General features: G+C 69.7%; 22 protein-coding genes and 4 pseudogenes. 15 read left to right on the forward strand and 11 right to left on the reverse strand.

Translation table 11 applies throughout. The annotated features are described in order from the left end of the window. A pseudogene (locus tag IEZ13_RS47305) lies at positions 1-252 on the reverse strand (glycoside hydrolase family 26 protein); the annotation flags it as partial. A 350-nt stretch (positions 253-602) separates the two neighbouring features. On the opposite strand from IEZ13_RS47305, the gene IEZ13_RS44075 reads away from it, so the two are divergent. Then, positions 603-1,550 (forward strand): hypothetical protein, encoded by a 948-nt coding sequence (locus IEZ13_RS44075; RefSeq protein WP_183227874.1) that lies wholly within the window; start codon positions 603-605, stop codon positions 1,548-1,550. 250 nt (positions 1,551-1,800) lie between these two features. Here the strand turns inward: IEZ13_RS44075 and IEZ13_RS44080 are convergent. Then, positions 1,801-2,819 (reverse strand): annotated as a pseudogene (locus IEZ13_RS44080) (non-reducing end alpha-L-arabinofuranosidase family hydrolase); the annotation flags it as partial. Between the two features lie 506 nt (positions 2,820-3,325). Between IEZ13_RS44080 and IEZ13_RS44090 the strand changes: the two are divergent. Continuing rightward, positions 3,326-4,594 carry a CE1 family esterase gene (locus tag IEZ13_RS44090; protein WP_183227873.1) on the forward strand — a complete coding sequence of 423 codons (1,269 nt, stop codon included), beginning with the start codon at positions 3,326-3,328 and terminating at the stop codon, positions 4,592-4,594. 90 nt (positions 4,595-4,684) lie between these two features. Here IEZ13_RS44090 and IEZ13_RS44095 read toward each other — a convergent pair whose 3' ends face one another. Further along, positions 4,685-5,149: an anthrone oxygenase family protein gene (locus IEZ13_RS44095; RefSeq protein WP_183227872.1), complete on the reverse strand. Its 465-nt coding sequence runs from the start codon at positions 5,147-5,149 to the stop codon at positions 4,685-4,687. A gap of 79 nt (positions 5,150-5,228) precedes the next feature. On the opposite strand from IEZ13_RS44095, the gene IEZ13_RS44100 reads away from it, so the two are divergent. After that, the gene (locus IEZ13_RS44100; RefSeq protein WP_183227871.1) at positions 5,229-6,179 is read left to right on the forward strand and encodes an AraC family transcriptional regulator; all 951 of its coding nucleotides are present in this window, start codon (positions 5,229-5,231) and stop codon (positions 6,177-6,179) included. A 65-nt stretch (positions 6,180-6,244) separates the two neighbouring features. On the opposite strand, the gene IEZ13_RS44105 is transcribed toward IEZ13_RS44100, so the two are convergent. Both IEZ13_RS44105 and IEZ13_RS44110 read right to left on the reverse strand, forming a co-directional pair. Beyond that, on the reverse strand, positions 6,245-6,967 hold the full coding sequence (locus IEZ13_RS44105; protein WP_183227870.1) for a PAS domain-containing protein: 723 nt from the start codon (positions 6,965-6,967) through the stop codon (positions 6,245-6,247). 223 nt (positions 6,968-7,190) lie between these two features. Continuing rightward, complete coding sequence (locus IEZ13_RS44110; protein WP_183227869.1) at positions 7,191-8,078, reverse strand: LysR family transcriptional regulator; 888 nt, start codon at positions 8,076-8,078, stop codon at positions 7,191-7,193. A gap of 69 nt (positions 8,079-8,147) precedes the next feature. Between IEZ13_RS44110 and IEZ13_RS44115 the strand changes: the two genes are divergently transcribed. Further along, complete coding sequence (locus IEZ13_RS44115) at positions 8,148-9,035, forward strand: NAD(P)H-binding protein (protein ID WP_183227868.1); 888 nt, start codon at positions 8,148-8,150, stop codon at positions 9,033-9,035. A gap of 24 nt (positions 9,036-9,059) precedes the next feature. On the opposite strand, the gene IEZ13_RS44120 is transcribed toward IEZ13_RS44115, so the two are convergent. Then, positions 9,060-10,106 carry a Gfo/Idh/MocA family protein gene (locus IEZ13_RS44120; RefSeq protein WP_183227867.1) on the reverse strand — a complete coding sequence of 349 codons (1,047 nt, stop codon included), beginning with the start codon at positions 10,104-10,106 and terminating at the stop codon, positions 9,060-9,062. Between the two features lie 221 nt (positions 10,107-10,327). Here IEZ13_RS44120 and IEZ13_RS44125 point away from each other — a divergent pair, with 221 nt between their 5' ends. From IEZ13_RS44125 to IEZ13_RS44140, 4 genes are all read left to right on the forward strand, one after another. Then, positions 10,328-10,543, forward strand: a complete 216-nt coding sequence (locus IEZ13_RS44125) for a hypothetical protein (protein ID WP_183227866.1) — start codon at positions 10,328-10,330, stop codon at positions 10,541-10,543. Between the two features lie 71 nt (positions 10,544-10,614). After that, a complete protein-coding gene (locus IEZ13_RS44130; protein WP_183227865.1) occupies positions 10,615-12,927 on the forward strand; it encodes an ATP-binding protein in 2,313 nt (770 codons plus the stop codon). Between the two features lie 96 nt (positions 12,928-13,023). Beyond that, the gene (locus tag IEZ13_RS44135; RefSeq protein ID WP_183227864.1) at positions 13,024-13,500 is read left to right on the forward strand and encodes a hypothetical protein; all 477 of its coding nucleotides are present in this window, start codon (positions 13,024-13,026) and stop codon (positions 13,498-13,500) included. Positions 13,501-13,536: 36 nt separating this feature from the next. After that, a complete protein-coding gene (locus tag IEZ13_RS44140) occupies positions 13,537-14,754 on the forward strand; it encodes a serine hydrolase domain-containing protein (protein ID WP_183227863.1) in 1,218 nt (405 codons plus the stop codon). A gap of 55 nt (positions 14,755-14,809) precedes the next feature. Here IEZ13_RS44140 and IEZ13_RS44145 read toward each other — a convergent pair. Beyond that, positions 14,810-16,162 (reverse strand): annotated as a pseudogene (locus IEZ13_RS44145) (non-reducing end alpha-L-arabinofuranosidase family hydrolase); the annotation flags it as partial. A 192-nt stretch (positions 16,163-16,354) separates the two neighbouring features. Between IEZ13_RS44145 and IEZ13_RS44150 the strand changes: the two are divergent. Further along, entirely contained in the window at positions 16,355-17,368 is a 1,014-nt protein-coding gene (locus tag IEZ13_RS44150; RefSeq protein WP_229795766.1) for an SGNH/GDSL hydrolase family protein, read from the forward strand. On the opposite strand, the gene IEZ13_RS44155 is transcribed toward IEZ13_RS44150, so the two are convergent. Beyond that, complete coding sequence (locus IEZ13_RS44155) at positions 17,346-17,585, reverse strand: hypothetical protein (RefSeq protein WP_189285784.1); 240 nt, start codon at positions 17,583-17,585, stop codon at positions 17,346-17,348. The two genes, IEZ13_RS44150 and IEZ13_RS44155, sit on opposite strands and share 23 nt — an antisense overlap. Before the next feature lie 236 nt (positions 17,586-17,821). Then, on the reverse strand, positions 17,822-18,013 hold the full coding sequence (locus tag IEZ13_RS44165; RefSeq protein WP_183227861.1) for a hypothetical protein: 192 nt from the start codon (positions 18,011-18,013) through the stop codon (positions 17,822-17,824). Positions 18,014-18,150: 137 nt separating this feature from the next. Between IEZ13_RS44165 and IEZ13_RS47310 the strand changes: the two genes are divergently transcribed. From IEZ13_RS47310 to IEZ13_RS44175, 3 genes are all read left to right on the forward strand, one after another. Then, the gene (locus IEZ13_RS47310) at positions 18,151-18,519 is read left to right on the forward strand and encodes a hypothetical protein (RefSeq protein ID WP_203834185.1); all 369 of its coding nucleotides are present in this window, start codon (positions 18,151-18,153) and stop codon (positions 18,517-18,519) included. Continuing rightward, positions 18,516-18,689 carry a hypothetical protein gene (locus tag IEZ13_RS47315; protein ID WP_203834186.1) on the forward strand — a complete coding sequence of 58 codons (174 nt, stop codon included), beginning with the start codon at positions 18,516-18,518 and terminating at the stop codon, positions 18,687-18,689. Before IEZ13_RS47310 ends, IEZ13_RS47315 begins: the two co-directional genes overlap by 4 nt. Positions 18,690-18,815: 126 nt before the next feature. Continuing rightward, positions 18,816-19,562: a hypothetical protein gene (locus IEZ13_RS44175; protein WP_183227860.1), complete on the forward strand. Its 747-nt coding sequence runs from the start codon at positions 18,816-18,818 to the stop codon at positions 19,560-19,562. 254 nt (positions 19,563-19,816) lie between these two features. On the opposite strand, the gene IEZ13_RS44180 is transcribed toward IEZ13_RS44175, so the two are convergent. Further along, positions 19,817-20,185, reverse strand: coding sequence for a hypothetical protein (locus tag IEZ13_RS44180; protein WP_203834187.1), 369 nt, complete (start codon positions 20,183-20,185; stop codon positions 19,817-19,819). A gap of 287 nt (positions 20,186-20,472) precedes the next feature. Between IEZ13_RS44180 and IEZ13_RS44185 the strand changes: the two are divergent. After that, positions 20,473-20,862, forward strand: a pseudogene (locus IEZ13_RS44185) (transposase family protein); the annotation flags it as partial. Between the two features lie 7 nt (positions 20,863-20,869). Here IEZ13_RS44185 and IEZ13_RS44190 read toward each other — a convergent pair. Further along, positions 20,870-21,205: a hypothetical protein gene (locus IEZ13_RS44190; protein WP_183227859.1), complete on the reverse strand. Its 336-nt coding sequence runs from the start codon at positions 21,203-21,205 to the stop codon at positions 20,870-20,872. 384 nt (positions 21,206-21,589) lie between these two features. Here IEZ13_RS44190 and IEZ13_RS44195 point away from each other — a divergent pair, with 384 nt between their 5' ends. Together IEZ13_RS44195 and IEZ13_RS44200 are read left to right on the forward strand one after the other, a co-directional pair. After that, a complete protein-coding gene (locus IEZ13_RS44195) occupies positions 21,590-22,351 on the forward strand; it encodes an ABC transporter ATP-binding protein (RefSeq protein ID WP_183227858.1) in 762 nt (253 codons plus the stop codon). Continuing rightward, positions 22,351-23,079, forward strand: coding sequence for an ABC transporter permease (locus IEZ13_RS44200; RefSeq protein WP_183227857.1), 729 nt, complete (start codon positions 22,351-22,353; stop codon positions 23,077-23,079). Before IEZ13_RS44195 ends, IEZ13_RS44200 begins: the two co-directional genes overlap by 1 nt. Positions 23,080-23,098 lie beyond the last annotated feature (19 nt).

Below are 23,098 nucleotides of genomic sequence, written 5' to 3' on the forward strand. Positions count from 1 at the left end.
GGTGTGGAAGATCGTCGCGGTCCGACCCGACAGCTTCTCCCAGTTCCGGTGCTCCAGATCACGGGGCTTGCTGGTGAACCCACCAGCAGCACCACCCCACAACACACCACACGACGGAACAAGGTCGGCATCGGTCACACACTGCTTCTTGGCCGGCGCCGCGCTCGCGGCGGTCGGTGCCACGACAGCGGTGCTACCCGCGAATACGGCGGTCAAGGCTGTCACAATCATCGGCAGCTTGGCGCGTCGCAAAACAATCTCCCCCGTCAGTCCGGCCTCGTTGTCGGCCGGGCATGTGAAAGAGATTCCAGGGCGGCAGGTGCACCCCAAGGACCCGAACCGGTGCCACCCGGTTGCGGCGTCCCAGGCCCCGGGGCGAGCGACTCGCCACGGAGGATCGGCCACGAGAACACCGGGTTTACGAAACCCCGAATACGCGCCTCCGGACCGCCACGACGTCGAGGCTGTCGCCACGACCGCGGACAGCCCTCCGCGCACCACGGATCGTTGCGTGCGGCTGCCCGAAAACGCCCATGACAGCCTCATCTGCGCTTGCGGACCGGTGGAACGCTGGGCGGAAACCGGCTCGCAAGGGGGATGCGATGTCCATCGGAACCGTTGCACTGCTCGCCGCGACCGCAGTGCTGGCCGCACCGGCCACCACGGTCGAGTGGAAGGTCGTCGATCTCGGCGCCGGCCCCGACAGCTATCCGGCCGCGGTCAACGATCGAGGTCAGGTGGCGGTCAACCGGTCGGCGACGGCGTACCTGTGGCACAACGGCACACTCACCGATCTCGGTGACCTGGGCGGCGGCTACGCGATCGTCAACGACGTCAACAACCGCGGCGAGGCGGTCGGCTGGAGCTACACCGCCGACAACGCCCAGCACGCCTTCCTGTGGCGCAACGGCGTCATGACCGATCTCGGCACCCTGCCCGGCGGGTTCTTCTCCTCCGCCGAGGCGATCAACGACCGGGGCGAGATCGTCGGCGAGAGCACCACCGCCGACAACAGCAGGCACGCCTTCCACTGGAAGAACGGCGTGCTGACCGACCTGGGTGGTGAGGAGTCGGCCGCCCACGACATCAACGACGCCGGGCAGGTCGCCGGTCTGCGGGGAAACCGGTTCAATGTCGCTTTCCCGGTGCGGTGGTGGCACGGTCAGCGCCGGGACCTGAGCACCGAGCAGGGCACCGCCGACGCCGTCAACGACCGGGGTCACATCCTGATCAACTTCAAGGGCGACGGATCGTACGATCGAAGCGCCCTGTGGCGCAACGGGCGCCTCACCGCGCTGGAGCCTCCGGCGGACGCCACGAACTTCCACGTCGGGGCCGTCAACGACCGGGACCAGGCGGTCGGGTTCACCGCCGACACGCCGTCGGATCTCGACGCCGTGCTGTGGCAGAACGGCCGCGCCGTCCGGCTGCCGAACGTCGGCCGGGTCGCCTCGGCGTGGGCCCTCGACAACCGCGGCCGGATCGTCGGGACGAGTTCGGTCGAGGAGGGCAGCACGGAGACCCGCGCCGTGATGTGGGTTCGCGGCTGACCACGGCTCGGACAAAACTTCCGGCAAAGGTTCGGAAGTATCGGCGGAGCCGCTTCGGCGAGCGTCACCGATACGGCGCTTCCGTACGTTCGGCCTGGTGCGCGCTCCACAGCATTTATATGGTCAGCCTATTCCTGGGTAGCCCGGAGTCGCATTCTGGTGAATGCACGCCGGTCCGGCGTGCTCGGTTATCAATCGAGCACGCCGGGCTGACATCCCCACCGATATTGGTCGTGTTTCCGGTCGCCGCCTAGCGCTGCAGGGTGAGCAGGCCCGGCCGCCACGGCAGTTGGTCGTAGGCGCCGCCGGCGCTCGGGTTCTTGCCCTGGTAGAGCAACTGGAGGTTGCAGGGGTCGACGGTCATGGTCTGGTCCGGGTTGCCGCGCACCAGGTCGCCGTGACTGATGTCGTTGGTCCAGGTGGCGCCGCTGTTGACCCGGCCCGCGAAGGGGTTGTTCTCGCTGGCCGCCTGCGGTGTCCACGAACCGCCCAGGCTGGTGGCGGTGAACGAGCGGAAGTAGCGGTACCCCTGTGCGCCGATCGCCTCGACGAGCATTACTGGTTATGGCCCTGCACCTTGTAGACCTGCACCGCTTCGAACAGGTTGTTCGTCGAGTCGCTCATGATCGTCGTGTATGAGGAGCCGAAGTTGCCCGGGAAGTTGCCGATCGGCATGCTGGCCCGGTAGATCTTGCCGTTGTCGCCGGCGAAGAACAGGTACATGTTCTGCCCGTCGCCGATCAGGGTCTGGTCGATCGGGCCGGTGCCGGAGCCGGAGATGCTGCCGGTGAAGAGCGGCTGCGGCGCGGACCACCCGTTGGGGTTGGTCGGGTCGCTGGACGTCCGGTAGATGAACGGCCACGCGCCCCACTGATAGGCCAGCACCCAGATGTTCTTCGGGGCGAAGTAGAACAGGGTGGGCGCCACGGCGGCCTGGCTCATCCCGTTCTGGCTGGCCGAGGCCATGTCGGACCAGTTGGTGAACCGGCTGAAGTTCATCGAGCCGTAGGTCGATCCGGAGACGTTCGACGCGTAGACCAGGTGCTGGCCGTTATGGACGACGTTGGTGAAGTCCTTCAGCGACACCCACCCGGACCGGGGTTCGGCCAGCACGCCCGTGGACGTCCAGCGGTAGCTCGATGGGAGGGTGCACGAGCCGCCCGGCGCCGAGGGCGAGGGCGACGACGAAGGCGGCGACGAGGGCGTGGTCGTTCCGGTGCAGGCCACACCTTTGACGGCGAAGTCGGCCGGTACGGCGCCCGAGGGCGTCGGTGAACGGCCCGGTCGGGCTGCCGGCCACGCCGACACCGATGGCCATCCGGCCGGTCGACCGGTTCTTGACCGGATGGACGCGGCCGTTGTGCACCAGCGGCGCCGGGTCGACGGTGTAGACGGTCTGCACGATCGCGTTGTCGGCGTGCGCGGTGGAGGGGACGGCGACGCCGGCGCACACCAGGGCGACAACCCACAAAATCCTTCTCAGCATCGGAAAACGACTCCGTCCGCGTTGGACGAATCGGTTTTGAGAGCGCTAACAGCTTGAGTCGGAAGGTTGCCAGGATGTTTCCAGACATTCAGGGGTTGCTTAGCCGATCCGCCGTGCACATCACATGGCGAAATTCGCAGCACGAACTCTTTCGAGAAAACTGTTATACCGATGCACGATCTGAGGTCGCCACCGATCATCGTTGAAATTTACGAATACCATCCGTAACATCCGGAACACCACAGCATTGACATGAGTGGATACCTGAGTCCGACATCCGGAGGCTTCCATGGCACAGGGAAGGGCAAGGAACCGCGGCGTGCTCGGCACGGCTGCCGCCGCGGCGGCGTTGTTGATCGCCGCGGGGACGGCGGTCCTCGCCGGCGGAACCGCCTCGGCCGGGCCGAACACCGCCCTGGCCGCCACCGCGGGATGCGGAAAGGCGCCGACGCTCCGGGACGGCACCTACACGATCCAGAGCGGCGGCCAGGCCCGGACGTACATCCTGCGACTGCCGGCCAACTACACCAGCACCCAGTCCTACCGCCTCGTCGTCGGGCTGCACTGGCTCAACGGCAGCGCCAACGATGTGATCGCCAACGGGTTCTACGGCCTGCAGCAACGGTCCGGCAACAGCGCGGTCTTCGTGGCGCCCCAGGGCCTGGACGCCGGTTGGGCCAACACCGGCGGACGTGACGTGACCCTGGTCGACGACATCCTGCGGGTGGTCGAGAACGACCTGTGCATCGACACCTCGCAGCGATTCGCGCTGGGCTTCAGTTACGGCGGCGCGATGAGCTACGCCCTCGCCTGTGCCCGGCCGGCCGTGTTCCGGGCGGTCGCGCCGATCGCCGGCGCCAACCTCAGCGGATGTTCCTCGGCCTCCCAGCCGGTCGCCTACTTCGGCATCCACGGCATCCGGGACAGTGTCCTGAACATCTCGTCGGGCCGCACGATCCGGGACTCCTTCGTCCGCGCGAACGGCTGCGCGGCGCAGAACCCGCCGGAACCGGCGCAGGGCAGCGGAACACACCTCACCACCGCCTACTCGGGTTGCCGGTCCGGATATCCGGTCCAGTGGGCCGCGTTCGACGGCGACCACGTGCCTCTTCCGGTCGACCGCAACGCCGGCACCTCCTGGGTCTCCGGCGAGGTGTGGCAGTTCTTCAGCCAGTTCGGGGGCACCACCACGCCGTCGAGTTCACCGTCGAGCCCCTCCCCCTCCTCGCCGGGCGGCACGGCGTGCCGTGCCACGGCCACCGTCAACGCCTGGAACAACGGGCTCACCGCGAACATCACCGTCACCAACACCGGCGTCTCCAGCATCAACGGCTGGGCCGTCACCTTCGGCCTCCCGGCGGGCCAGAGCATCACCGGCGGCTGGAACGCCACCTACGCGCCCACGTCCGGGCGGGTCACCGCAGGCAACGTCGGGTACAACGCGGTCCTGGCGCCCGGCGCGTCCGTCAGCTTCGGGTTCCAGGCCACGCACACCGGCGACAGCGGGACACCGACCGGGTACACGCTCAACGGCTCCGCCTGCGTCAGCGGCGGCTGACCGGGTCGGCTCGGGAAAGCAAAGGCGGTCACAGGATGCCCGGCGCGCGATCATCGATGCGCCGGGCAGCACCGTACGCCCGTAGCGCACTCAGTGCCGGCGGATCACGCCGATCAGCAGCACGGCACACCCGGCCAGGCAGAGGACGGTCCGGGCGTGGTTGGCCGGGTTCCAGCCGGCCAGGAACTCCGACCAGGCGACCGTGCCGGCATTCAGGCGGTTGTTCAGCGGCACGTTGATCGCGGCCGTGACACCGAGAGCTCCGACGAGCGTCAGCATCGCACCGGCCAGCAACCACGCACTGCCGGGCCGCGGCCACGTGGCGATCGCCCGGACGATCATCGCGACGCACAGGGCCGAGACACCTAGCAGGGCGATCATGAGAGGTGGACGCTGCGCGGTCACGTTGAGCGAGCGCATCGCGGCCGCGCCGTCCGGATCAGGCAACCGGCGCAGACCACTCATGACGAACGCGGAGAACGCGAAGAACACACCGGCGAGCAACCCGCTCCCGATGACGGTCGCGGCGGTGAGAACATCCCAGGCACGAGTCATGACTTATGTCACCGCAGCTCGATGAGCTGATCCATGCGGCGGGCACCTGATTCCATACGCGAGCGTCTACGCTTGGCCGATGGATCCCGTCGCCGGCCTTCTGGATCCGCGGGCGCGGGGAGCATTCATTCTGCGCTCGCTGCTGTCCGGGCCGTGGTCGATACGGATCGAGGACGAGGCTCCACTGACCCTGGTGGCGGTCGTCCGGGGAACGGCGTACGTCGACGTGGGTACGGCGACGACCGAGATCATGCCGGGGGATGTGGCCGTCGTGCGGGGTCCCCGCCCGTACACGGTGGCCGGTTCCGCCGGCACCGCACCGCAGGTCGCCATCGGACCGGACCAGGTCTGCCGGCCGATAGCCGGCGTGGTCGGCGCCCGGCCGATGGGACCACTCGGACTGCGGTCCTGGGGAAATGATCCGGACGGCGCCACGATGCTGCTCACCGGGACGTACCACTCGCCGGCCGAGATCAGCCGGTCGCTGCTCGCGGCGCTGCCGGATCTGCTCGTGCTGCGGCCCGGTGAGTGGGACTCCTGGCTGATCGACCACCTCATCCACGAGGTCGATCGAGACGCTTCCGGCCAGGACGTCGTCCTGGACCGGCTGCTCGACCTGGTCCTGATCACCGCCGTGCGGACCTGGCTCGCACGGCCGGATGCGCATCCGCCGCGCTGGTACACCGCCCAGGACGATCCGATCGTCGGCGCCGCCCTGACCTGTATCCACGCGCGTCCCGGCCAAGCCTGGACGGTTGCCTCCCTGGCCGCCCAGGCACGCTGCTCACGCGCGGCGCTGGCACGCCGGTTCACCGAACTCGTGGGCGTCCCGCCGATGACCTACCTGACCGAGTGGCGTCTGTCCTGTGCCGCCGACATGCTCACCCGCAGTGACGCGACCTTGGAGGCGATCGCCCGCGACGTCGGGTACGCCAGCCCGTTCGCGCTCAGCGCCGCGTTCAAGCGGGTCCGTGGAGTGTCCCCACGCACACTGCGCAGCGGCGCTGCCAGCCGAGCCGGTCGACTCTGAGGCACTACGCGCCGGCGATCGCTTCGCTCTCCTGGCCGACGATGGGCCCGCGACGGATCTCGTCGTCACCCAGGGTACGCCGCGACTCGACCTCCAGATCGATGCGAGCGTGTGCCGGGTCCTGCATGGATTCGCCGAAGACCGCGAACTGTCCCGCCGACCCATGTGGTGCCGAGCTGGGTGACGTCGGGTGCGTCGCCCCCGCCCGCCGCGGTGCTGATCATGGTCAGGGCGGCCGCCCAGTCCAGCATCCGCAGCTCGACCGTGATGTTCGGGTGCAGACGATGGAACTCGTCCGCTTCGACCTGCATCGACCTCAGCGCGTCGGTCCCGTTCGGCATGAACCAGAATTTGATCGTCACGGGATCCGCCGACGCTGGTGTGTGTGGCGCACTTCGATCTCGGCGCGCCGTGTCGCGGGACGTGGCTGCCAATGCCGGCGTACCGGCGGGCGCGGTCTCCGTGCCCGTCGCTATCCAATGGTGGCCGGGCCGGTCCGGGTCGAAGACCGGGACGAAGCTGACTTTGTGCTGGCGAAAGGACGCGCCGGTGCGGCTGATGCGGCAGTCGATCTCGTACGGCTCCGGGGCCAGCCCGGCGATCGCCGATCGCTGTTGCACCGCCGCGACGTCGTCGGGATGCACGATCGAGATCCACGGCGATCCGGCCGCCTGAGCGCCGGCTCCCGTGTAGCGCACCGCGTGCGGGTTCGCGTACATGATCGTCCCGGGTCCCGATATCACCCAGACGCTGTGCGGAATCGCCTCAGCCAACGAGCGCACGTCCACGCCGGGTGGCGGCGGACCGCTTCCGGCAGGCGTCTCGTCGCGGCATGGGAGCATGCCGAGCGTCCGATGTCCGAGCATGATTCACCTTCCCGCGTGACCGGGGCACCCGCTGCCCCTCCGGTGGGTCAATCGGTGACTTCGACCACGGGGTGAGTTCGGCACGGGTACGGGACGGTGGCATCGGGCCGAAAACGCCACCGATGATGCCCCGGTGCGGCCGGGCTCAAGGGGCGACCAGATCCTCCGCGGTGTGGGTGGCGGCGACCTCGGTGGCGGCCCGGACGAAGGCGGCCACGGCCGGTGAGCGCGAGGCCTGCGGCCAGGCGACGGCGAGGGTCGACGGTCGCAGGCCGCGGACCGGCCGGTACGCGATCCCGGGCCGCCGGTGCCGCCGGATCAGCGAAAGCGGCGGGAACCAGACCACGGTGCCGAGCTCGATCATGTTGAAGATCTGCGCCAGGTCCCGGCAGGGCGGCAGCACGCTTCCCGGAGGTGGCGCCCCGGTCTCGTCGTCGGCGGGCGCGCCGTCGGGAAGCAGCCGCCCGGCCAGGTCGGCCGGCTCCAGCCCGTCACGCGCGGCCAACGGGTCGTCCACCGCGAGCGCCACCAGCCGCGGTTCGGTGAGCAGCGGCTCGAAGTCCAGGCCACGGTCGTCGAAGGGCGTCGGCAGCATCGCCACGTCCGCGCGGCCGTCCCACAGCGCCGGCACCTGTTCGCCGCGCGCGCCCATCAGCAGCTCGACCGGCACCGCGGCCGGGTCGCGCTGGTACTCGGCGAGCATCCGGGGCAGCAGGCCGGCATCGTAGTCCGGTTTGAAGGCCAGCCGCAGCGCCGGCGCCGGACGCCCGGCGTTGCGGACCCGCCGGTCGGCCGCGGTGACCGCGTCGAGCGCGATCCGGGCGTCGCGCAGCAGCACCCGCCCGGCCTCGGTGAGCGCGACCTGGCGGGTGGTTCGCTCCAGTAGCTGCACGCCGAGCTGCCGTTCCAGCTCGCGGATCGCCCGGGACAGTGGAGGCTGCGCCATGCCGAGCCGTTCGGCCGCACGCCCGAAATGCAGTTCTTCCGCGACGGCGACGAAATACCGCAGCTGCCGGACCTCGAGGCCACTCATATCGCCACGGTATCAATGGGGATCGAATCGGTCCTTCACTGTCCGTCGCGCCGGGCGTTGACTGGCCGCATGTTCGTCGTGACAGCACCCACCGGAAACATCGGCCGACAGGTCGTCCAGAATCTCCTCGGCCAGGACGCGCCCGTACGGGTCGTCGTCCGCGACCCGTCCCGGCTGCCCGCTGACATCCGCGACCGGGTCGACGTCGTCACCGGCTCCCACAGCGACCCCGAGGTGATCGCCGGAGCCTGTGCGGGCGCCCGCGCCGTCCTCTGGCTGGTGCCCCCGCAACCCCGGGTCGCCGATGTGGAACGGTTCTACCTCGACTTCACCCGCCCGGCCGCCGGGGCGTTCGTCAAGCACGGCGTCGAACGGGTGATCGGCGTGTCCGCGCTCGGCCGCGGCACACCCTGGGAACACGACGCCGGGCACGTGACCGCTGTACTGGCCATGGACGACCTGATCGCCGCCGGCGGCGTCCCCTACCGGGCGCTGGCCAATCCGTCCTTCATCGACAACACGCTCACCCAGATCCCGTCGATCACCGGGCACGGCGTCATCTCGTCACCGGTCGCCGCCGACCGCCGCATGCCCACCTGCACGACCGGCGACATCGCCGCGGTCGCCACCCGCCTGCTGCTCGACGACGGCTGGACCGGGCACGGCGAGGTGCCGGTGCTCGGTCCGGAGGATCTGTCCGGCGACGACCAGGCCCGCATCATCTCCGAGGTGCTGGGCCGGCCGGTCCGCTACCGGCAGGTGCCCGCCGGCGAGTTCGAGGCGACGATGCTGGCGTACGGCATGTCCGAGGGGGTGGCCCGCAGCATGACGCGGATGATGCTCGCCAAGGACGCCGGCTTGGACAACGGTGTGACACGCACACCGGAGAACAGCACTCCCACCACCTTCCGTGAGTGGTGCGAGCGGGTGCTCAAGCCGATGGTGCACGCCGCCTGAGGCTACGTGGGAGCCGGTGCCGGCTCAGGTCCAGTCCTCCACGCCGGTGGTGACCGTGCGATCGGTGTCGGCGGCCTCCTCGATGGCCAGCGCGACGAGGTGGTCCTGAGCCCCGTCCGCCAGCGGGTACGGCGCCGGGCCGGTGCCGCGCACCCAGGCCGCCGTGGCATCCAGCAGCGTCGCGATGGCGATCTCCTCGTCGCTCCACCGGCGCCCCGGGTACGGGTTGCGGTAGAGCACGTCGCCGTCGAGGGTGATGGTGTCCGTGTCGAAGCCGTCGAGGTCCAGGTCATAACCGGTCTGGCGGCGCACCAGCGCGGACCGGAGCAGGGTGCGCGGCAGGCCGAGCCGGATCAGCTCGTCGTCGCGCAGCTCGCCGTGGCTGCCGCGCACCAGCAGCCGCCGGAAGCGCAGCTGGTTGTGCCACTGGTTGTCGGTGAAGTCGTACACCCCGGAGCGGCCGTCGCCGAAGTCGAGGGTCGCGATCGTGGTGGTGGCGGGCTTCGGGTCGGGGTCGTCGGTCCACCCGTTGCGGGTCAGCGGGTCGACCAGCGGCGCCGTGCTGCGGGTGGCCCGCACCCGGACCGGCCCGCGCCCGGCGCCGAGCAGGCCGCGGATCAGCGAGACCGCGTGGTATTGATGGGTCGAGGAGACCTGCACCTGGGTGGGGGTGCCGATCAGCCCGGCACGCACCGCGGCGGCCCGGGCCGCGTGCGAGGGCATCAACAGGTACTGCTCGGCGACCTGGACCAGGCCGGAGTCGCCGACGGCGGTCCACAGCGCGCGAAGCCCGGCGGCGTCCGGCGCGGGCGGTGTCTCGGCCAGCACCGGCAGGCCGCGCTCGACGGCCTCGACGATCACGGACGGGGTGGCCGGCCACGGCACGGCGGTCACCACGAAGTCCGGCGCCGCCTCGGCCACGCACGCCGACAGCGACGTGTAGGTCGGCACGGGCAGTTCCCGCGGGCTGCGCACGACCGCGCCGGCGCACCGCAGGCCGGACAGTCCGTCCGCGATCCGCCAGAACATCTCGGCCCGCCATCCGGCGCCCACCACCGCGAACGAGGTCATCGGCGTACCCTATCCCGCCAGGCATCGCGCCGGTGACGTCCCGGACCACCGGTTCGCCGGCGACGCTGGATCGTCCGGCCTTTTCACCAGCCCCTCGGAACGCGTGAAACGGTCAAACCTCTCCCCCGCCGGCCCGGCGCCGCCGCCCCGAGCCGATCACCGAACCACGACGGCGTGCTCACCGTGCAGGAAGCGATCGACGTGGGGACCGGACAGGTTCGGTGCGCGGCTACATCCTGATCACGAAGGACAAGACGACGCGCCTCTGCACCGGTCTCGCCGGCTCATTTCCTCCGCAGTGCGGCGCCCCCGCCCTGGTCGTCCAGGGACTGGCCGCCGAACTGATTCCGCACCGCGAGTCGGCCGAGGGCATCGTGTGGGGCGGCGAGATCACCCTTCAGGGCACCCTCGTGGGGGAGGTGCTGAGCGTGACCTGAGTGGTCGCGCAGCCCCGAGGCCACCGTCTGATTAGGATCAGGCGCCGAACCCGGGAGAGAGGCTGTCGAGCGTGCGCGACGAGTTGGCCGGCCGGCTCCGGCAGCTGCGGGACCTGACCGGGCGCAGCCTGCGCGAACTCGCCCGCGACAGCCACCTGAGCAGTTCCTCGCTGTCGCGCTACCTCTCCGGCCAGGCCGTGCCGCCGTGGCCGGCGGTGGTGGCGCTGTGCAGGGCCGCCGGCCGCGACCCGCGCCCACTGCGCGAGCTGTGGGAACGCGCCAGGGACAACCCGCGGCCGGCCGGCGCGGCCGTCCCCGCCGTGCGGAACGACCTGCCGCACGACGTCACCGCGTTCACCGGCCGCCGCACGGAGCTGGCGGCGCTGCTCGGCGCGGCGCGTGACGGCACACTGGTGACGATCGACGGGATGGGCGGCGTCGGCAAGTCCGCCCTCGCCGTGCACGCCGCGCACCTGCTCACCGCGGACTTCCCGGACGGCCAGCTCTACCTGGACCTGCACGGGTTCACCCCGGGCCGGGAACGGGTCGAGCCGGCCGAGGCGCTGCGGGTGCTGCTGGCCGCGCTCGGCGTGCCGCCCGGCCGGATCCCCGACGGGATCGCCGAGCGGGCCGCGCTGTGGCGCTCGGAGCTGGCGCCACGCCGCGCGCTGGTGCTGCTGGACAACGCGGCCGACGCGGAACATGTACGGGAGCTGCTGCCCGGCGCCGGCGCGAGCTTCGTCGTGATCACGAGCCGACGGCGGATGGTGGAGCTGAACGGCGTACAGCCGATCGCACTGGACGTGTTGCCGGCCGACGAGGCGGCCCAGCTGTTCGCCGAGGCGGCGGGCGGCACCCGGCCCGGGGACGTCAGCGAGGTGCTGCGCCGCTGCGGGAACCTTCCGCTGGCGATCCGGGTGGCCGCCGCCCGGCTGCGGCACCGGCCCGCGTGGACGTTCGACACGCTGGTGGAACGACTGCGCGAGGGGGACCTGGCGGTCACCGACGTCTTCGCGATGTCGCTGCGGCAGCTCGACCCGGCGCAGCGGCGCATGTTCGGCCTGCTCGGGCTGGTGCCGGGTGAGGACATCGACGCGTACGGCGCCGCCGCGATCGCCGGGATCCCGCTGGGCAACGCCCGTTCGCTGCTGGAGGACCTGGTCGACGTCCACCTGGTGCAGGAGCCCGCGCCGGGCCGGTACCGGATGCACGACCTGTTGCGGCAGGCCGCCCGTGCCGATCACGGCACAGCCGGGCAGGCCCCGGCGATCGCCCGGCTCGCCGACTACTACCTGAGCGGCATGCTCGCCGTGAAACCGCTGGTCGAGATCCTCATCCCGCTGCCGGTGATCGTGACCCAGCCACCACCGGCGCTACCCGCCCTCGACGGTCTCGACGCCGCGGTCGACTGGATGGACACCGAGTGGCTCAACCTCACCGCGACGTTCGCGCTCGCCGTCGACCTGCGCATCGACGCGCCGGCGGTCGGGCTCGGACAGCTCGCCACGATCTCGCAGGCGCGGCGTGGCGGCACCGCCCACCTGCGCCGCTGGCTGGAGGACAGCCTGGCCGCCGCGAAACGGCTCGGCGACCGGCGTCTGCTCGCCTCGCACCGGTACCTGCTCGGCGCGGTGCTGATGCGTGCCGGCCTGCTGACGCGGGCGACGCCGGAACTCGAAGCCGCCCGCGCGCTGATGGCCGCCGACGGCGAGACCCTCGGCGAGGCCCTCACGCTGATGCAGCTCGCCGAGATCCGGGTCTATCTCGACGACGCCGAGAGCGCCGTGGCGCTTCTGCGCGACGCCGCCGGGCTGCGGCCACTCGGCGATGCCATCCGGGTACGGGTCAGCGCCGGCCTCGGTCAGGCTCTCGTCCATCTCGGGCGCTGGCAGGACGCCACCGAGACGATCGCCGAGGTGATCGAGACAGCGCGCGGGCTGGACCGGCAGACCCAGCGGATGTGCGTGGACGTGCTCGGCTGGGCGGCACTGGGCCGGGGCGACGCAACGACCGCTCTGGACTTCGCCGAGCAGGCCCGGCAACTGAACCGGGCGACCCGCAACCCGATCTTCGAGGCGGCCAGCCTCACCGACGTCGCGGTCGCCCTGCGGCACCTGGGGCGCGTCGAGGAGGCGACCGCCCGGCACGACGAGGCGGTGCGGATCCTGCACCGGGCCGGCGAGCCGCATCGGCTGGTGCGCATCCTGATTCCGTACGCCCGAGCGTGTCTGGCCACCGGTGACCCGGCCGCGGCCGAGCCGCATTTCCGGGCGGCGCTGGAGATCGCCACCGCGCACGGCCTCGACCACGTGCTGCCCGTCGCCCGTGCCGGACTGTCCCGTCCCGTCCCGGGACACCTTCGCAACAGCGCCGCGGCGCCGTGACAGCGCAGCCAGAACCCCGTACCGTCGATTGATCCGCGTCCCGGCGGGCGCGGCACACGTTGTTCCACGGTGGTCGTCGCGCCGATGCTCTGATCCATGCAGAACACGCCTTCGCTGATCGCCGAGTTGGACGCGCTGCCCGCCCGGTGGGAGGTGCGGGGCGCCCTCCCCGCGCCCGCCGCCGCGGTCGCCGGCCTCCTGCTCGCCGTCCGCGAGGGACGGGTCGGCGACGACAACCTGCTGGTGCTGGCCCGGGCCGCGGCGGCACGCCGTGGAGCGATGACCGTCGTCGGCGGATCCGGTTCCTACCGGGCCGAGTTCGCCGGCCCGGTCGAGCCGGTGGAGATCCAGGTGGACCGGGAGCGGGCGCGGCTGGCGGTACGCAGCTGGTACGCCGGCGTGCACACCGTCACCGCCTGTCCCGAGGGCGCCCGGGTCACTCACCGGGTCCACCAGGTGGTCCCGGACCATCCCGGGTTCACCGCCGGGATCGCCGAGTTCGGCCTGCACACCCGCATGTCCCGCGATCTGCGGCAGATCCTCGGCGTGATCGCCGACCGGCTCGGCTGCTGACCCACCGACCGCATCCGATCGAAGGAGCACATCACCATGTCCGAGAACTTCTCCAAGTCCGGGCTGCCCCGGGTACGCGAGGTCCTGGAACGCCACGTCGAGTCCGGAAAGATCCCCGGTCTGGTCGCGCTGATCAGCCGCGGCGACGAGACGTACGTGGAGGCGATCGGGACGATGCGGCACGACGGCGGCCCGCCGATGCGCCGGGACACGATCTTCCGGATGGCGTCGACGTCGAAGCCGGTGACGATGGCCGCCGCGATGATCCTGCTCGACGAATGCCGGCTGCGCCTGGACGACGTGGTCGAGCAGTGGCTGCCGGAACTCGCCGGCCGGCGGGTGCTGACCCGGATCGACGCCCCGCTGGACGACACCGTGCCGGCGCGCCGGCCGATCACCGTACGGGACGTGCTGACCTCGACGTTCGGGCTCGGCATGGACATGACGGTAATCGGCACCCCGATCATGAACGAGGTCTTCGCCCAGGGACTGACGCCGAATCTGCCGGAGCCGATGCCGGAGCCGGACGAGTGGATGCGCCGGCTCGGCACGCTGCCGTTGATGCACCAGCCGGGCGAACGCTGGCAGTACCAGATCGCCAGCGACCTGCTCGGGGTGCTCGTCGCCCGGGTCACCGGCCGGCCCTTCGACGAGTTCCTGCACGAGCGGGTCTTCGCGCCGCTGGGCATGACCGACACCGGTTTCCACGTGCCCGCCGACAGGATCGACCGCATGCCCGTCCTGTACATCCCGGACCCGGCCGACGGCGGGTTCCAGGTCTGGGACGAGGGCCCCGGCGGGCGGTGGAGCGAGCCGCCGGCGTTCCCGGGCGGCGGCGGAGGCCTGGCCTCGACCGTCGACGACTACCACGCGTACTTCCGGATGCTCCTCAACCACGGCGTCCACCAGGGCGAACGGATCCTGTCCCGGCCCGCCGTCGAACTGATGACCACCAACCGGCTGCCCCCCGCGCAGCAGGCCGCCCGGACCACCCTCGCGCTGGACAATGTGCACGTCTCGTTCGGCCAGGGCCAGCACGGCGGATGGGGCCTGGGCATGGCGGTGCGCACCTATCGCGGCGACTACGCGCCGATCGGCCAGTTCGGCTGGGACGGCGGAAGCGGCACCTCCACCTACGCCGACCCGGACAACGATCTGATCGGCATCCTGTGCACCCAGGTCGGCGCGACCACCCCGGACGCCACCCGCGCCTTCCTCGACTTCTGGACCACCCTCTACCAGGTGATCGACTAGATGATGGAGCGGGTCCCGGCCGATGAGGCGACGATCGGCCGGGACCCGGCTACCGTCAACGCTGCCGGGTGAGCAGGCCCGGCCGGTACGGCAACAGGCCGTAGTCGCCGCCGGAGCTGGGCGAACGGCCCTGGTAGAGCAGTTGCAGGTTGCACGGGTCGACCGTCATGGTCTGGTCGGCGCCGGTCCGGAGCAGCTCACCGTGGCTGATGTCGTTGGTCCAGGTGGCGCCGCTGTTGGCCTTGCCCGCGAACGGGTTGCTCTCGGTGGCGGCCTGCGGCGTCCACGTGCCGCCCAGGCTGGTGGCCGTGAACGAGCGGAAGTAGCGGCCGTTGGCGCCGATCGCCTCGACGATCATGAGATACTGGTTCTGCCCCTGGACCTTGTAGACCTGGGGCGCCTCGAACAGGTTGTTGGTGGTGTCGCTCATGACGATCGTGGAGGTGCTGCCGAAGCTGCCGGGGAAGTTCCCGATCGGCATGCTCGCCCGGTAGATCTTGCCGTTGTCACCGGCGAAGAACAGGTACATGTTCGTGCCGTCACCGATGAGCGTCTGGTCGATCGGCCCGGTGCCCGAGCCGGAGATGCTGCCGGAGAACAGCGTCTGCGCCGACGACCAGCCGTTCGGGTTGGTGGGGTCGCTGGAGGTCCGGTAGGAGAAGGCCGGCCCGCCCCACTGATAGGCGAGCACCCAGATGTTCTTCGGCGCGAAGTAGAACAGCGACGGCGCCACGGCCGAGAAGTTCATCGTGTTCTGGCTGGCCGATCCCATGCTGGACCAGTTGCTGAACAGGCCGAAGTTCATCGAGCCCCAGGACGTTCCGGTGTCGTGCGTTGTGACGTACACGAGCTGCTGGCCGTTGTAGGGCGCGTGGGTGAAGTCCTTCAGCGACACCCATCCGGACTTCGGTGTCGCGAGCACGCCGCTCGAACTCCACCGGTAGCTCGACGGCAGTGTGCAGGTGCCGCCGGTCGGCGGGGTCGTCGGGGTGCTGCCGCCCAGTTTCACGAGCTGCCACTGCTGGTTGGCGCCGTTCCAGTCGGAGTACTGCACGATGTTGGCCCCATCGGCCGTCGACGCGCCCTGCACCTCGACGGCCTTGCCACTGTTGCGGTTGATCAACTGGATGTAGCCGTCGACATCCTCGATCCTGAACTGTTGATTCGTGGCGTTGTTGTCGGTCCACTGCACAATCGACCCACCGTCGACAGTCGACCAGTTGTAGACGTCGAGCACCTTGCCCGAGTGCTTCGACCTGAGCCGGTAGTAACCGCCGCCCGAGTCCACGAACTGCCACTGCTGCTGCGCCTGATCGTTACGCGCCCACTGGGTGATCCGGCCGCCGTCCGCGGTCGACAGGTTGTACACGTCCAGCGCCTTGCCACTGGTCCGGTTGACCAGCACATATTTTCGTGCCAGCGTGCGCGGACAGCCCCTCTTCCGCCGGCCAGCAGGTGAGTCCGGCAGCGCATCCCGACGGGTGACGGAACGCCGGGGGCGCCGAAGCCGCGATCCGTCGGGTCCAGATTGACGTCAATCAATCGATAGAGGACGATGGCGGCCACCCGGGAGCGCTCCCGAATCGGAGGAGGCCGAGTGATGCGACGTTTCCTGTTCGCTGCGGCACTGATCGTGGCCGTCCTGGCCCCAGCGGCACCGGCCCACGCCGCGGACGCCAACATCACCTTCGTCGGGCGCTGGAACACCACGAACGCCTCGGCCTTCGTGCCCTACTGGGCCGGCGCCCACCTCCGGGTCGGCTTCACCGGCACGACGGTGAAGCTGCGCCAGCGCAATACCGTCACCCTGTGGGCCAGCATCGACGGCCGCCCGTTCACCGCCTTCACCGGCGCCGGCACGATCAACCTCACCCCGACCGCCCTGGCCGCGGGCAACCACACGCTGACCGTCAGCTACCGGCAGGTGGCGGGTTCCTACACCGGCGACGCCGTCTTCCAGGGGCTCGCCCTCGACGCCGGCGCCACCACGTTCAAGGCGCCCGCCCGGCCGCGGCTCGTCGAGTTCATCGGCGACTCGATCACCGCGGGCACGACCAGCAGCCAGCTCGCGGTCACCGGCTACGGCTTCAAGACCGGGGAGCAGCTCGGCTACCACCACACGCAGATCGCGATCGGCGGCATGTGCCTGTCCGAGACGGCCGACGGCTGCTGGGCGCACGAGACCCGCTACTGGATGTCCAGCGGCGGGCAGGCCGGCACCGACCTGTGGGACTTCACCCGCTACACGGCCGACGGCGTGGTCATCAACCTGGGCACGAACGACAAGAGCCACGGCGTGACCGGCGCGAACTTCCAAGCCGAGTACATCGCCTTCCTCACGAAGGTCAGGGCGAGGTTTCCCAACGCCAAGATCTTCGCCATGCGTACGCTCATCGGCCGCTATGCGACGGAGACGCAGGCGGCCGTGCAGGCCCGCAACGCCGCCGGCGACGCCCAGGTCTTCTACGTCGACACCACGGGCTGGCTGCCAGCAGATGGCCTGAGCGACTCGGTGCACCCCAACGACAAGGGCCATCAGGCCATCGCCGACCGTCTCGTTCCCGTCATCAGCGCGAGGATCCCCCGCCTGATCAGCCCACCTGCACGGCGCTGACCTCCCCGGCATCGAACATCCGCTGGTCACCGGCCATCGGCTCGGCATCGCCACCGACCTGCTCACGATGAACGCCCGCGCCGACGGCCATGCCGCACTCCTGCCGGCCGACCCCTCCCCCGCGCCGGCGCGGCCCCACGCGGACGCCGTGGAAGGCTGGTGGGCCGCCTGCGGAATAGCTGATGATCTTGTTCAGCTGGTCGCCAGCCCGGCCCACCGCATCCCCTTGCCGTGCGAGGCGAACGGTTCGCCGGCGAATTCCCGGCTCCACCCAGCCCGTGACGGTCAGGCGGGTTCGCGGACGTACTTCGCGTTCTCCCGCGGTGTGAAGTCCCGGATGGCGCGCTGGCCGGCCGGCGCGAGCACCTCGCCGATCGGCCCGCACACCTCGCACAGCGTGACACGGATCGCCCGTGCTGACCTGCTCGCCTTCACCGGCCCCGTATTGGAATGCTATTCCGGCGCAGGAACTCCTTCGACCTCGTCAATTCGGCAATTGAGGGCGACCCAAACGTCTTGCATGGTGTCGAAGCGCCCTCCCGCCCACTCCTTCTCGAACCATTCCAGCTCCTCACGAAGGATTTGGGCCCGCTGCACCGAGGTGACAGCCGAGATGTCGGCCGTGGGATGTGACTGTTCAGACATGCCTGGCATCCCAGCACGGGGGTACGACATCTTCGGCCCTCCCCACCTGGGGTGAGAGGGCTCCGATTCGTTGCTCCAGGGAACTTGGGCTGACCAGCCGATACGCCGGCTCGTTCAGGGGCTCAGCCTGGCCGATCATGGAGTTCAGATGGCGAGCCGGGCTGGCGCTGGTCATGATGGCAGGGCTGGCTATGACCGGTGCCACGGCTGGCTGCGGGCTGCCGCTACCGGCCATCGAGTCGGGTCGGTCCGATAATTTCTCCTTTCCCTATCCGACCGAAGGGCGGCCGGAGCGCATCGCCATCGACCACAACACTTTCGAGGCCGAGAATGTCGGGCACACCGCCGATGGCGGACAGTTCTTCCTGACCACGCCCTTCGAGCCGGGCGGCCGAAGTTTCGTCGCGCTGTATCTCTTCGACCGCGACGGAGGTTCGTCAAGGCGGAAATCGATCCTTTCGACAAGGAGCTCTACCAGCGCCGGCTCAAGAACCTCGGCAAGGTGACTTTCGACCGAATCGTGGTCGAGCCCTTCGAGGTTGAGCGGTTCAGCCAGACCTTCGGGCTCATCATCGACGAGCCGACTACCCATGGCGAGCTCTGGTGGGTCACCGCCGAGCCCGGCAACTACATGGCCATCGCTCCACCTTGGAACCTCGGCGAATACGAAACCTGAGGTCACCTCACCACCGATTCGCGCGCACTTCTGCCGCCGGTCGCGGGATGTCGATGAGGGCACCCTCGAAGACCGGACCTGGCTCGAGGCAGGTGTCACGGGCCTAGGATGTGCCTGATGTTGCGCTTGAAACGGCACTGGTCGGCGGCGTGGGAGTACGATTTCGCGGCCCACGGGGTCTGCGACGATGAGACGTACAGCCGTTTGCCGCGGCTTCCGGAGCATCTGTTCACCGGTGACTTCGGCTGGCTGACCGCCGACGCTGCCGGAGCGGATGCCGCCTGCTATATGCAGCCCGGTGCAGTGCCACGGCTCGCGATGCGGGAAGTGGAACACCGGCTGGCTCGTGAGGGCCTGTACCTCCCACCCTCGTTCGTCACCTTCATGACCGATACGGCACTGCAGCAGAGAGTTCCGTCCCGCACAGATGACGTCTGGCGAATGTCGGATCCGGCGCCGAGCCCGTTCGAAGAAGACGGCCGTCTGCTGGAATTCATGCACGACTCCCAGGGAAACTGGTACACGTATCTCTACCTTGCCGCTGACGGCTCCTGCCCGGTTCTCGGCAGTTACGGCATGGCCACCCCGGAGCGGGGCGAGGAACCGGAGGAACTGCCCCGCGAGTCGCCGGTGGAGTATCTGGGAATCACGTTCTGGATGGCGCCAGACTTCGAGCAGTTCCTCTACCGCTACTGGGTCGACAGCGTCATCTGGCTCCACCTCGTCCACCAGAAGCGCCCCACCTCCGAACTGCCTCCCCGAGCGCTGGAGTACCTCACGCTGCTCCAGGACCCGGATCGCCCTCCGCTCGACACCTGGCCGGCGCCAATGACGTGGGCGAGAAACAACCCGAACCAGCTCAGACTGTGGTAAATCACCCCGCACACTGCGCCGGAATCTCATGAATCGGTTACAGCTGAATGACCGCAGCAACGCGCTGATCTGCCGCAAGTCGCACAGCTGATACAGCGATGGAATCAGCGTCGAACTCCAAGAGGAATCCGAATGGAACATCGTCCCGGATGCCGAAGTTACTCAGCGTATTCGGTTCATGGTCTCGAGACTGTAGGGAGCATCACTGTCTAGCCGCATTCCGTGTATGGCGGTTGGCTACGATGCCGACCGTGCTACCGAGGGTCGGCGGTGTCCCAGGCGTACTGGAACTGATGCGGGTTGAGCTGCCACTCATGCAGCACGGTCAACAGCTCGGACTCGTTGGCTGCGGCCGCGCTTCGCAGCAGGATCGATCCGATGTCGTAGTCGAATCCGTCGAGCAGTTCGGCGTTGTACTCTCGGTGCTCGATGCGGAAAGACCGGGCAGTGCTCTTATGGGTCCAGCCCTGACGGCGAGCCTCTGCATCCCGTTCGACCGCCCTCGGCGTGATGTCGACGAAGGCACGCCGTCCCGGAGCCGTGGCAGGCAACTCAACCGCCAGACGTCGACCGAGCCGTAGGGCAGACAGTTTCTCGGTAGGCCAGGCCAACTCGTCTGTCATGGCAATCCTCGATGCTCCGCGAACACGACATTACCGTAGATCTCCGCCTCCGGACCGATTGCCTACATCACGCTCAGCTACAGCCGGGCCGCCGAGGTGTCGCTCTACGCGGCAGGACTGGCAGCGCGGTTCGGACTCATCTGCTTCGACCCACAAACGGGACGGTTGCGGCCCGGCGACGGCGAAGAATCCGCCCGGCCATAGTCGTCGCAACGCCAGGCTCGTCGAGGCGACGAACACTGATCTGCCGCTGCCGGCGCTCGACCGGCGCGCCGCCGTCACGGTCGGTGGTCGTCGGCGCCGGAGGCCCGGCCACGATTCCGTTGTCCGGTCGCAGCCTGAACCACCTCGCACACCTGATCCGAGCCCACCGTGACCAGCGGCGATCCCGGTGGCGGCGCCTCGGCTCGGGCCGGCAAACCCTGCTCGCCCTGCCCACCTGCGTAACGGCGACACCTTGACCCGACTCGCCGCCAGGTTCGAGATCGGCGTCACGACGGCATGGCGATACGTCAGAGGCTCATCTGGGTGCCGCCCTGCCCGGCGCGGTCCATGACCTGACCGCCGCCCTCGCCCACCGCATCATCAACCTCCTGACCAGGGAAAAGGTGATGACGCTCGCCGACAAGGCCTACCAAGACGCCCTCGGCAGCATCCGGACCCCTATGCCATTTCACTATGGTTTCAGAGCGGGGAGGCGGTCAGCTGGACCACCAGGCCGGTGAGAACCAGGCCGGCCAGGACCCAATAGGTCACCGCGGTCCGGCGCAGCCCGTTCGCCCGCGCGACGCTGGCGATGCCCAGTGGCGCGAGAACGAAGAAGATCAGACCCACGACACCCAGAAGGATGGGGAGCTTCTCGACCACCTCGTAGATGCCGCCAGTGCGCTGCGAGTAGAAGTTGGCCCAGGACACCCAGGCGAAGTAGAAGCTCAGCACGGCCAGGCCGGCCGAGGCGAACAGCCATCCCACGGTGAGAGCGGCGATCGTAACGGGCGCCGCGGCCCCGGACTTCGACATAGATCAATTCTGCCGGATCGGTGCAAGGGATTCTGACCCGCGGCGATGTAGGCGCGCCGGAGGCCGAGGCCGGACGCGGCGGCCATGGATGCGGCCGTGGAGCCGTGCCGGCTCGTTCAGCAGTTCAGCCATCCGCCGGCATTCCCCGCACAGCGGCATCGCGGCGACATCGCTCCACGTGTCCTTGAGGATCTCGACACCGACCTCCCGATGCGGCCGTGGCCTGCACCGTCACGATGAAGATTTGGCGACATCACGCCCGCTGAGCCGCGGTAGGACAGAGTCCCGAGTACGACTACAAGCCCTGCGCCGGGACATTTGTCACCGCGGACCGGGTATCCATGGTTCTGCTCGCATCGCCCCGGCGTTCCTAGCGTGGACGGTATGAATGCCGTTGCGGTACACCTGTCCAGAGTCACCCGGTGCTTCGGTGCTGTCCGCGCTGTCGACGATCTCGACCTCACGATCGAGGCCGGCACTGTGGTGGCCCTGCTCGGCCCCAATGGCGCCGGCAAGACCACCACCATCTCGATCATGCTGGGTCTCGCCGCGCCCGACGCGGGCACCGTGACCCTGTTCGACAGGCCGGCCGCCGACGCCGTCCGCGCCGGCAGGGCCGGCGCGATGCTGCAGGATGCCGGGTTCGTGCCCGGCGCCACTGTTCGTGACGTGGTCGACCTGGCCCGCGCTCTGTACCCGCATCCGCTCGACACCGAGTCGATCCTCGCCACAGCCGGCCTCGAAGGCCTGGCGAGCCGGCGGGTGGACCGGCTCTCCGCCGGGGAGACGCAACGCGCCCGGTTCGCCTTCGCTCTCGCCGGTGACCCGGACCTGCTCGTGCTCGACGAGCCCACCACGGGCATGGACGTCGCCGCCCGCCAGCGGTTCTGGACCGCCATCCGTGCCTACGCCGCCGACGACCACACGGTGCTGTTCAGCACCCACCAGCTGCACGAGGCGGACGACGTCGCCGACCGCGTCGTGGTGCTCACTGCCGGCCGCATCGTCGCCGACGGCCCGCCCGCAGAGATCCGGGCCCTGGCCGGTGTCGGCACCTCAGCCAGTCTGGACGCGGCATTCCTCGCCCTGACCACCGGCCCGGTGGCCGGTGGGCCGGCGACCAGGACCGCCGAGACGGAGCACTGATGCGCGCCTACCTACGATTCGAACTGCGCCGGCTGGCCCGCGACCCCCGGCTCATGTTCTTCTCCGTCATCGGACCGGTCGCCACCTACCTGATCTTCTCGGGCTGGTCCGCGGGCGACCGCCTCGAAGGCCTGGCCGCGCCGGTCGCCGTCATGATCGGCCTGGCCGGGTACGGCGCCGTAGCCGGCGTGCTCATGGTCGGATCGGCGGTCTCCCAGGAGCGCGCCGCCGGCTGGCTGCACCAGCTGCGCGTGACCCCGCTGCCACCCGGGCAGGTCGTCGCGGTGAAGGCCCTGATCGGCTCGATCACCGCCATTCCACCGGTGATCACGGTCGGCATCGCCGCGTCGGTTCAGCACCACGTCGAGCTCAGCGCCGGCCGATGGTGCGCGCTGCTCCTGCTGATGTGGGCCGGCACCGTGCCGTTCGCGTTGCTCGGGCTGGCCATCGGCTACGGCTTGTCCCCGCAGATCGCCGTCCCGGTCAACTTCCTGGCCTTCCTGGCCCTGTCGGTGCTCGGCGGCCTGCTCGCGCCCGCCACCTACTTCCCGGGCGCCCTGCGGCACCTGGCCCACGCGTTGCCGACCTACCGGTACGCCGAACTCGGCTGGCGCTCCGCCGCCGGACACCCACCCGCCCCCGCCGGGCTGGCCGTCCTCGCTGCCTGGACCCTGCTGTTCGCCGCGGCCGCAACCTGGGCCTACCGGCGCTCCACTGTGCGCCGCTGACAGCCGATACGGTGGCGAT

The sequence above is a fragment of the Actinoplanes campanulatus genome (assembly GCF_014647795.1).
Lineage (GTDB): Bacteria > Actinomycetota > Actinomycetes > Mycobacteriales > Micromonosporaceae > Actinoplanes > Actinoplanes campanulatus.